The sequence below is a fragment of the Bradyrhizobium sp. th-b2 genome, from assembly GCF_000426785.1.
Lineage (GTDB): Bacteria > Pseudomonadota > Alphaproteobacteria > Rhizobiales > Xanthobacteraceae > Bradyrhizobium > Bradyrhizobium septentrionale.
In genome coordinates, this window is the sequence record NZ_AUGA01000005.1 from 310,469 (window position 1) to 318,826 (window position 8,358).

4 protein-coding genes are annotated in these 8,358 nt (G+C 65.5%); all 4 read right to left on the reverse strand.

Features of this window, described 5'->3' with window-relative positions; genetic code table 11:
- Positions 1–17: 17 nt before the first annotated feature.
- Positions 18–596 carry an invasion associated locus B family protein gene (locus tag K359_RS0111010; RefSeq protein WP_029079394.1) on the reverse strand — a complete coding sequence of 193 codons (579 nt, stop codon included), beginning with the start codon at positions 594–596 and terminating at the stop codon, positions 18–20.
- Positions 593–5,146, reverse strand: a complete 4,554-nt coding sequence (locus tag K359_RS0111015; RefSeq protein ID WP_029079395.1) for an S-layer family protein — start codon at positions 5,144–5,146, stop codon at positions 593–595. The genes K359_RS0111010 and K359_RS0111015 overlap by 4 nt, the downstream gene beginning before the upstream one ends.
- 351 nt (positions 5,147–5,497) lie before the next feature.
- Positions 5,498–6,508 carry a helix-turn-helix domain-containing protein gene (locus tag K359_RS0111020; protein ID WP_245284574.1) on the reverse strand — a complete coding sequence of 337 codons (1,011 nt, stop codon included), beginning with the start codon at positions 6,506–6,508 and terminating at the stop codon, positions 5,498–5,500.
- A gap of 796 nt (positions 6,509–7,304) precedes the next feature.
- Positions 7,305–7,739: a hypothetical protein gene (locus tag K359_RS0111025; RefSeq protein WP_029079397.1), complete on the reverse strand. Its 435-nt coding sequence runs from the start codon at positions 7,737–7,739 to the stop codon at positions 7,305–7,307.
- Between the last annotated feature and the right edge of the window lie 619 nt (positions 7,740–8,358).

Consider the following 8,358-nt stretch of genomic DNA (forward strand, 5'->3'; position numbering starts at 1 on the left):
ATTCGTCCTCTTGTCCATCATTTCAGCTTCGCCAGCACACCGGACAGTCCGTCGAGCGGCGCCGTCAGCACGATCGGCCCTGCTTGCGGCAGCTGATAGGACACAAGGCACGGCGTTGCCGCGCGGATGTGCCGCCTCAGCACATTGCCGATCGCAATCGTGGCGAAGCAGAAACTGGCATCGCAGCGATCGGTCTGCGCGACGATGCGGTCCGGACTATCACCCATGGCGAGCTCGATCTGCGCGCCGACCCCGGCGGCTGCAGGGATGCGCATCGCCATCAGCGGCTTGCCGTCGGCGGTCGCAATCAGCGACCAGTTGAAGGCGACCGCGCCCTGCGCGTTGACGATCGACTGCGTGACGTTGCAGACCCGGCGCTTCGATTTCAGGCTCTCGTCGCAGATCAGGGTCCAGTTCCGAAACGGCTGGATCATCCGTTTGAACTCGCCGAGCGTCTCGCCCTCCGGCACCACGACGTCCGACGGCTTCACGGCATAGGCGGACGGCGGCGCGCCCTGCGCGGCCGCACTCCCCGCCGCGCAGAGCCAGATTGCAAAAGCCAGACATGCCAGCCGCCTCGTCGACGCCAGGGTCAATTGAGCGTCAGGCTCACGCCGGCACTGACGCCCCAGTCGCTGCCGGCGGTGGTTGCCGCGGCGTTGCTGCGCAGCCGGCCGTTCTCGCTGGTGTAGCCGATGCCGAAGGCGAGCGCGCCCTGGCTGCGCCAGACGCCGCCGCCCGCCGATGCGCTGATCTTGCCGGGCCGGTCGTCATAGCGCAGCGACGCGGCGGCCATGCCGATCGCGGCCGCACGCCAGGCGTCCTGCCGCACCTCGCCGATCTGGCCGTTGAGCTGCTGGAACGCACTGTTGAGCTGGTTGACGTTGACCGCATCGGTGCCCGCGACGCCCGCCGCCACGTTGCTGATCGTCACCGGCCCGCTACCGCCACTGTTCAGCGTCACCTTGTTGGTGGTGTTGCCGGAGGCATCGGTGTCGTAGCGGATCGAGCCGCTCGCAACCGCCTGGAGCTGACTGACGTTGACCGCATCGGTCGCCGCCGAGCCCGCGGCGACATTGGTGACGCGGCGTTCGGCGCCGGACGAGCCGACCGAGACTTCGCCGGTCGCAACCCCCGCGACGGTCTTGCCGACGACAGGCGTATAGGCCGCATCGCTCAGATTGGCCGTGGTGGTCGAGTTCGCACCGAGCGCCAGCGAGTTGGCCTGCGTCGCCTTGGCGCCGGCACCGATCGCGACCGAGTTGGCCGCGGACGCTGCGGAACCATTGCCCATCGAGATCGCGTTGGCGCCGCTGGCGACCGATTGCGGTCCAATCGCGACGCTCTCCGCGCCGGTGGCGGAGGAATCCGCTGCGGTCGAATTGGCGTGGAAGTACTTGATGCCGCCGCTGCCGGTAGAGATGTTGTTGACGGTGGTATAGAGCGCGTCGAGCGAGGTGTTGGTGGCCCAGAGCTGCGAGCCGTTGATCGCGTCCGTCGAGGTCGCGCTGATCTGCCCCGCGGCCAGGTTGGTGAGGGTACGCTCCGAACCGCCGCTGCCGATGCTGACGGTCGAGGTCGGCGTCGTGCCGGCGAAGTTGTAGGTGGTGCCGCCGATCGTGGTGTTGGCGGTCGCGACCACGGTCGAGGTGGTCGAATTGGCACCGAGCGCGACGTCGCCGGCCTGCGCCGTCGCCTTGGCATTCGGACCGAGCGCGACACTGGTCGGATTGGTCGTCTGGGATCCTGCGCCGATCGACACCGACTGGATGCCGCTGGCCTGCGCATTGGTTCCGAACGCGATCGAATCGGCGAAGTTGGATACCGTATTCTGGCCGATCGCAATGCCGCCGGGTGCGGTCTGCGCCACGGTTGCGCCAAAGCCCATGCCGATGCCGTTGTCGCCATTGACCACGGTCTGCGGACCTACCGCGACCGAGTTGTTGCCGACCGCGAGGGAATCCGCGAGCGTCGAATTGGCGTGGAAGTATTTCGTCGTCGTGGTCGCGAACGACGACAGTGCACCGGTCAGCTGCCGCACGGTGACGGCGTCGCTCGACTGGGTGCCGTCAGCCACATTGGTGATCTGCCGGTAGCTCGTCGCATTGCCGACCGACACCGCGCCGAGCAGCGTGAGATCGGTGGTGTTGAAGGGGATGATGGTGCCACCGATCGTGCCGGACGCCGGCGCGAGCGCGCGGTTGGAGATCGAACCCGAGCCGATCGCGACGCCGTCGGCGACCGTGGCCTGGGTGTTGAAGCCGAGCGCGGTGGAGTTCGCAGCCGTCGCCGAGGCGGCGATGCCGACGGCCATCGAATTCGCACCGGTCGCACCGTTGTTGGTGTAGTTCGCAAGCTGGGTGCCGCCGTCATTGACGCTATAATAATGCGTCAGGCCGTTGCTGACGACGGTCGAGAGGCTGTCGATCGCCGAGGTGGCGGCAAACAGCTGCGAACCGTTGATCGCATCGGTCGAGCCGTTGCTGATCCGTCCCGCGGCGACGTTGGTGATGGTGCGCTCGGCACCAACGGCGCCGACGCTGACGGTCGAGAGCGGCGTCGTGCCGGCGAAGCTGTAGGCGGTGGTGCCGATGGTGATGCCTGACGTGCCGACCGCGGCAGCCGTGACGCTGCCGGAGCCGAGCGCGACAGCGCCGGCGTTGGCGGCGGTCGCGTCGGTGCCGAGAGCTATCGAATCGCGACCGGATGCCTTCGGACCGCCGCCAAAGGCGTTGCCGATCGCGATGGCACCATCATTCGTGGCCTGCCCCGCACCGATGGCAACGGCCCCGGTCAGCGGCGAATTGCTGAGCGACGCGGCAAGCGCGCCCGAACCGAGCGCCGTATCGGATGACGCCCGTGCCGCGGCGCCAGTGCCGACCGCAACACTGCTCGCGCCGGCGGCACTCGCACTGACGCCGGCCGCGAGCGCATTGGCGCCGGTGGCTCCGGCGTTGTTGTAGTTGGTGTCGGTTCCCGGCGTCGTGCTGTTGACGCTGTAGTCGTGGATCGCGCCGGCGGCGATCTGGCTCGTCAGCGTGTTGGCGACGCTGTAGAGCTGCGAGCCGTTGATGGCATCGGTCGAGGTCTGCGTGACCCGGCCCGCCGCCACGTTGGTGATGGTCCGCTCGGCGCCAACCGCGCCGACGCTGATCGTGGACCCGGGCGTGGTGCCGGCGAAGTTCCCATACGTGATGCCATTGACGACCGCATTTGGCGTGCCGACCGCGGCAGCCGTGACGCTGCCGGAGCCGAGCGCGACATCGCCGGATTTTGCCGCCGCCGTGGCGCCGTTGCCCAGTGCGACATTGCCCGCAAGACCGGCGGCGCCCGCGGTGGAGCCATTGCCGAGCGCCACGGAGCCCTGCCCGATCGCCTTGTTGTTGTTGCCGATCGCGACGGCGCCGTTGGCCTGGTTGGCGGCGGTGGCGCTGGCCGTGCCGTCGCTGTTGGCGATGTTATTCGCGCCGCCGGTGAAGGCGCCGGTGCCGCTCGCATAGCTGGGATCGCCGATCGCCACCGCGCCGTTGCCAAAGGCGGTGTTGTTCGCGCCGATCGAGACCGCCTGGCCGCCGGTCGCCACCGCGTTGGTGCCCAAGGCCACCGCGTTGGCGGAACTGGCCGCGGCATTGTTACCAATAGCGATGGCGCTTGTAGCCGACGCCTTGGCGCCGATGCCGAGCGCGGTACTGGCGACTCCGCTGGCGTTGGCGCTGACGCCGGCCGCGAGAGAGTTGTCTCCTGCCGCGCTCGCTCCAGACCCGAATGAGGAGGCGTTTTGGCCGCTGGCAACGGCTGTGTTGCCAACCGCAGTGCTGGCGGCGGCACTCGCATTTGAGGCAGTGCCGATCGCCAGCGAACTTGTGCCGGCGGCACTGGCTCCAACGCCGGTCGCGATCGAACTGATGCCGGCGGATGCCGCATTGTTGCCGAGTGCGATGCCGCCCGTCGCTGCACTGTTGACGATTGCGCCCGATCCGATCGCGACCGAGCCCCCGGTGCTCAGTGCCTGCGACTGATTGCCCAAGGCAACGCTGAAATCCGCTGACGCCTTGGCGAGGTTGCCGGCGGCCAACGAACTGATGCCCGACGCGGCCGACTGGATGCCAAAGGCCGCGGCGTTGGAGCCGCTGGCATTGGCGAGGTATCCCACGGCTGCGGCCCCTACCGCGGAAGCGGTCGCCCCGTTACCAACTGCGGTGGCCTGATTTGCCGACGCCGTGGCCGACGTGCCGAAAGCGCTGGAGCCCGTGCCCGTCGCTGAAGCGCTTGGGCCGACGCTGGTCGACCAGGCCCCCGTGGCGGTGGAACCCGTGCCGAGCGCAACAGCCTCGAACGTGAAGCCGGCGGGCGCGGTCCCGCTGGCATTGGCATTCGTGCCGATGGCGATTGGCGACCCGCCGCCGACTCCGGCGTTTGCTTTGGAGCTGACCCCGATGGCCGTGCCCGAGCCGTTTGGAGATGAGGCAGCGGAGGACAATCCAATCGCGATCGAGGCGCCACCGGAGGCGCTCGCCGTCGATCCTAGCGCTAAGGCACCCACTCCATTTGCAGTGGTGTTGACGCCGAAGGATGAGGATCCGTCCCCGGTGGAATGCGCGTTCCCACCTATGGCGAGAGCGTTGGTGCCGGTCGCGTTCGCAAACACACCCATACCGATCGCATTCAGGCCGTTCACGGAGTTGGAATAGCCCACGATGATCGAACCATCGCCGTTTGCGGTGTTCGAATCGCCTACCGCCAGGGAATTCTGGCCATTCGCATTGGTATTGGCGCCAATGGCGGTTGCGGTGGTGCCGGCAGCATGGGCGCCGCAACCAATAGCAGTGCTGCCTGCAGTTGCAGCGGTGGGATTGGTGCAGTTGGCGGGGTTGCTCAAAACACCATTGCCGATGGCAACCTGCGCGAACGCCGCCTGCGGGGTCATGATTCCCATGACGACGAGCAGCGCGCCGACCGCACCGCCGGCACCGAGTGAGCCGAGCCCGAGCCGGTCACGCTTGACGCCGAGTCTCCGGTGCGCCTGGCGCAGCACCGCCATCAGCCGGCGGCGCAGCGAACGGCTGTCCGCATCTGCAGATGCGACCCAGCTCCGGACGAAGCCTTGCGATCTCACGCGTGCAACAGAGTTCCATGCGACAGCCATGGCGCGTCCCCTTTGTGACATCTTGTCCAGACGCCGGGGAGCTACGCCGCGGACTGTGCCAACCTGCGTGTTCTCTGGGAACGCAGGTGGAGAAGTGAAGACGGCGCGATGTGCGCGCGCCTTCCGGTCCTGGCCAGCGATGTGTCGCGTTCAGCGAGCGCGCTCTTGCCACCCAGCGCTCGCTCGACCGCCCCATCAAAATGCCCCGAGTCGTCATGTTGCAAAATGATAGACACAATTCTGCCAGCGTCACTCAGCAGCCCGTCCAAATAGCTGGCAGATCGTCTCACAAGTTGAACGATCTGCACGCCACACGGCAGACGATCTCGCCGCAACTCAACCGGTAGTTGATCAGCCGCGTGCGCGCTCGCGCGCTTCGCGTGGGCTGACGCCGAATTCGCGGCGGAACGCGCGCGTGAAATCCGATGCCAGCTTGAAGCCGTGGCGATAGGCAATCTCCTGCACCTGCCTGTCGGCGCTCCCGACCAGCTCCGCATGCGCGGCGCGCAGACGCTTGCGCATGATGTAGCCGGCAACGCCGCCGACGCTCTCAAAGGCACGGTAGAGGTTCGAGCGCGAGATCCGCAATTGCTGCGCCACGCGGTCCGGCGTGAGGTCAAAGTCGCCGAGATGCGCCTCTATATAACGGCGCGCACGCTCGAACAGGATCGATTCGATGGTGCTTCGTCCCTGCTCCGGCCCGGCGGACAGCTCGATACACGCAGCGATCATGTTCGCGGTCGCCCGTCCGGCCAGCCTCAGCTCGTCCGGTGACATCTGAATCAAACGCATCTCGAGCCGGTCCAGATAATCCGCCAGCAGCTCGATCAGATTGCCCGAGAGAATGGTGTTGCAGACGCTGTCGACTTGCTCGGCGGCACCCGCAAAGGCGCCGCGCCGCAAGCCAATCACCAGGCCGTCATAATCCGTGATGCGGCCGCGGAAGTCGTCGTCAAGCGAGATCATGAACATGGCGCCAGGCCCGGCAAGGATTTGCCGCTCGCCGGTCTCGAACCAGGCTTCTCCCGAGCGCACGCGGAACAACCACCAGATATCGACCGGGGAACGCTGCGACGACTCGGACACACGCGCAAAGGTCTGACCGGCAAACTGCCCGGATGAGAACACGATGTCAGCCATGTTGCAGGTGAGGTATTCGACCTCGAACCCGCGTGCAGGGTCGTGGCCGTCCGGTGGCGCCACGTCGAGCAGCGAGGCCATGCGCGTCTTCCAGACCTCAAACTGTTCCGGCGCCGGATAGGGTCTGGTCGAGAAGAGACGCGGCGGCGCCGGCGTGGTGTCCCTGATGTCCCGGGGCTCGCGCGGCAGGGGAACCTGTTCCAGGAGCTTGGCTGCGCTCACCGGCCTATTGTCGTCTTCTTGCATGTAATTTCGTCCCCCGTTGTCGCAAACGACGAACGTCGGCTCAACGGAGGCGCATTCCCAAGGTTGCGTCGCCGGCCTCTGACGGACGGGCGAATTTTCAGGCAGACGGAGAAGCGGGATTTTCTGGATGCGCGCATGTCACCCTGCTTACGATGGCCGCTCCTGATAGGGCCGATGCAGGTTCCTGCGGCAGTCGTGCTCACACATGGCATTCATCATTGTCGCGATTGTATTGTCGCGTGGTTGCCGGATCCGGCTCGGGAGCCCATCGCCGAGATCGCTCGAGTGATCTAGAGAACAATCTGCGCGAGAACCAGAGGAGCGGCAACGCGCATCGTGAAGAAATCCAAAATTGCTTTCGTGCGATGCGATCGGGCAACGCATCGTCGCGGCGTGTTCAGAAAATTTTCGCGATCTTCGCGCTGAGACGAAACGCACGTAGCGGCCGAGAACAGACGTAAGCACGGTACATGACATATCGAGAATCCAGCGCACCGGATTCCCGTCGACCGCGACTGAAGACGTGTGCCTAATCATGTGGCAATCCACCGCGCGCGACGCGAATGCGATCCATGCGAACAGAACACGCGGGCTGCGCGAGCCGCACATGTTGTCGCAGGTTGCGGCATCCTCATATGAACGTCGAGATGACGAAGGTCATAACGGCTCGTCACATTGCGCGGCGACCCTGCGCGTTGCGCGAGCGGCGCCGGATCACCGGCACCCTCATCATCGATGGCGGACACGACCTCTGTTCGGGCGTCGCCCCCGGCTATGCCTTGCTTTGCCCGATCTGGTCGAGCCATGCCGCAAAACGCGGATGCCTCACGAATCTCACTCGCACAGCCGCCAATTCCTGCTGGAAGACAGGCAGGGAGAGCACCCTTTCGATGTCGGGCTCCCGGATCTTCCAGATCGCCGGCGGAATGAAGCCATTCACCTTGAGCTCGTAGAGCTCGAAGATCGAGAAGATGACTTCATGCACGATCCGGCGCTCTTCCGGCATCATCTCAATGCTGCCGGCAGGGCCCTCGTCAAGGAACGCCGCCGTTGGCAGGCGGCGTCGCAGGTCGGAAATGCGGTCGGAATATCTGAGGAAGATATCGGCGCCGAGCCGCCGGTTGTTGGTGTGGAGCGCGGTGTAGATCGCGGTGATGCCGACGATGATGGTCCCGAGCGTCATGAATTTCAGGATGTGATCGAGCACTGCGATTTCTCCTCCGACCTTCCATGATCGCGCGAGAGGCCCTGTGCGACCTCTGGTTCCCGTCCCTTTATTACCGCAGCCGCAGCAATCGTCGAGATGCGGATCACTGAGTTGCCCGACGGCGCAAGCCCCCACAGCAAAAATATTTCTATTTATCAGAACACCCAACTCAGTGTATGGTTCGCCCGTCTCACCCGAGGAGGGGCGGGTCGCGATCGTCACGAACGCGGTGTGGGATGCGGTGGACGCTGAGATCACGACGGACGAAGCGTGATTGATGCGGACGGTGAAGTCGTGTGGTCCTGACGCCCTAGTTGTGGCCGGTGTCCCCTTGTAAGACGCAATTGCGTCTTGCGAAGGCGGTGACAAACAAGCCCAGTCTCGCCGGGGAGAGCGCGAAGTAAGCCGTAACCCATCGCGCAGGGAAAGCCGGAGTTTCCGGTTACACCTGTGGTCCTACCCCCGAGCTTTCTACCTTTTGCTCGGGGCCCATGGGTGCGATCGGCACCCGGCTTTCCCTGCGCCCTCTGCGAAGAGAGAGGGTGAAACGAAGAGCAAAGCTCGGGCAAATATGTCGCGAGAATGCGAAGCTGCGTCCCCACTACATTTGTCATCGCCC

Excerpts from the sequence above, each read along its gene's own strand:
- K359_RS0111015 (WP_029079395.1), bottom strand. The coding sequence starts at position 5,146 with ATGGCTGTCGCATGGAACTCTGTTGCACGCGTGAGATCGCAAGGCTTC.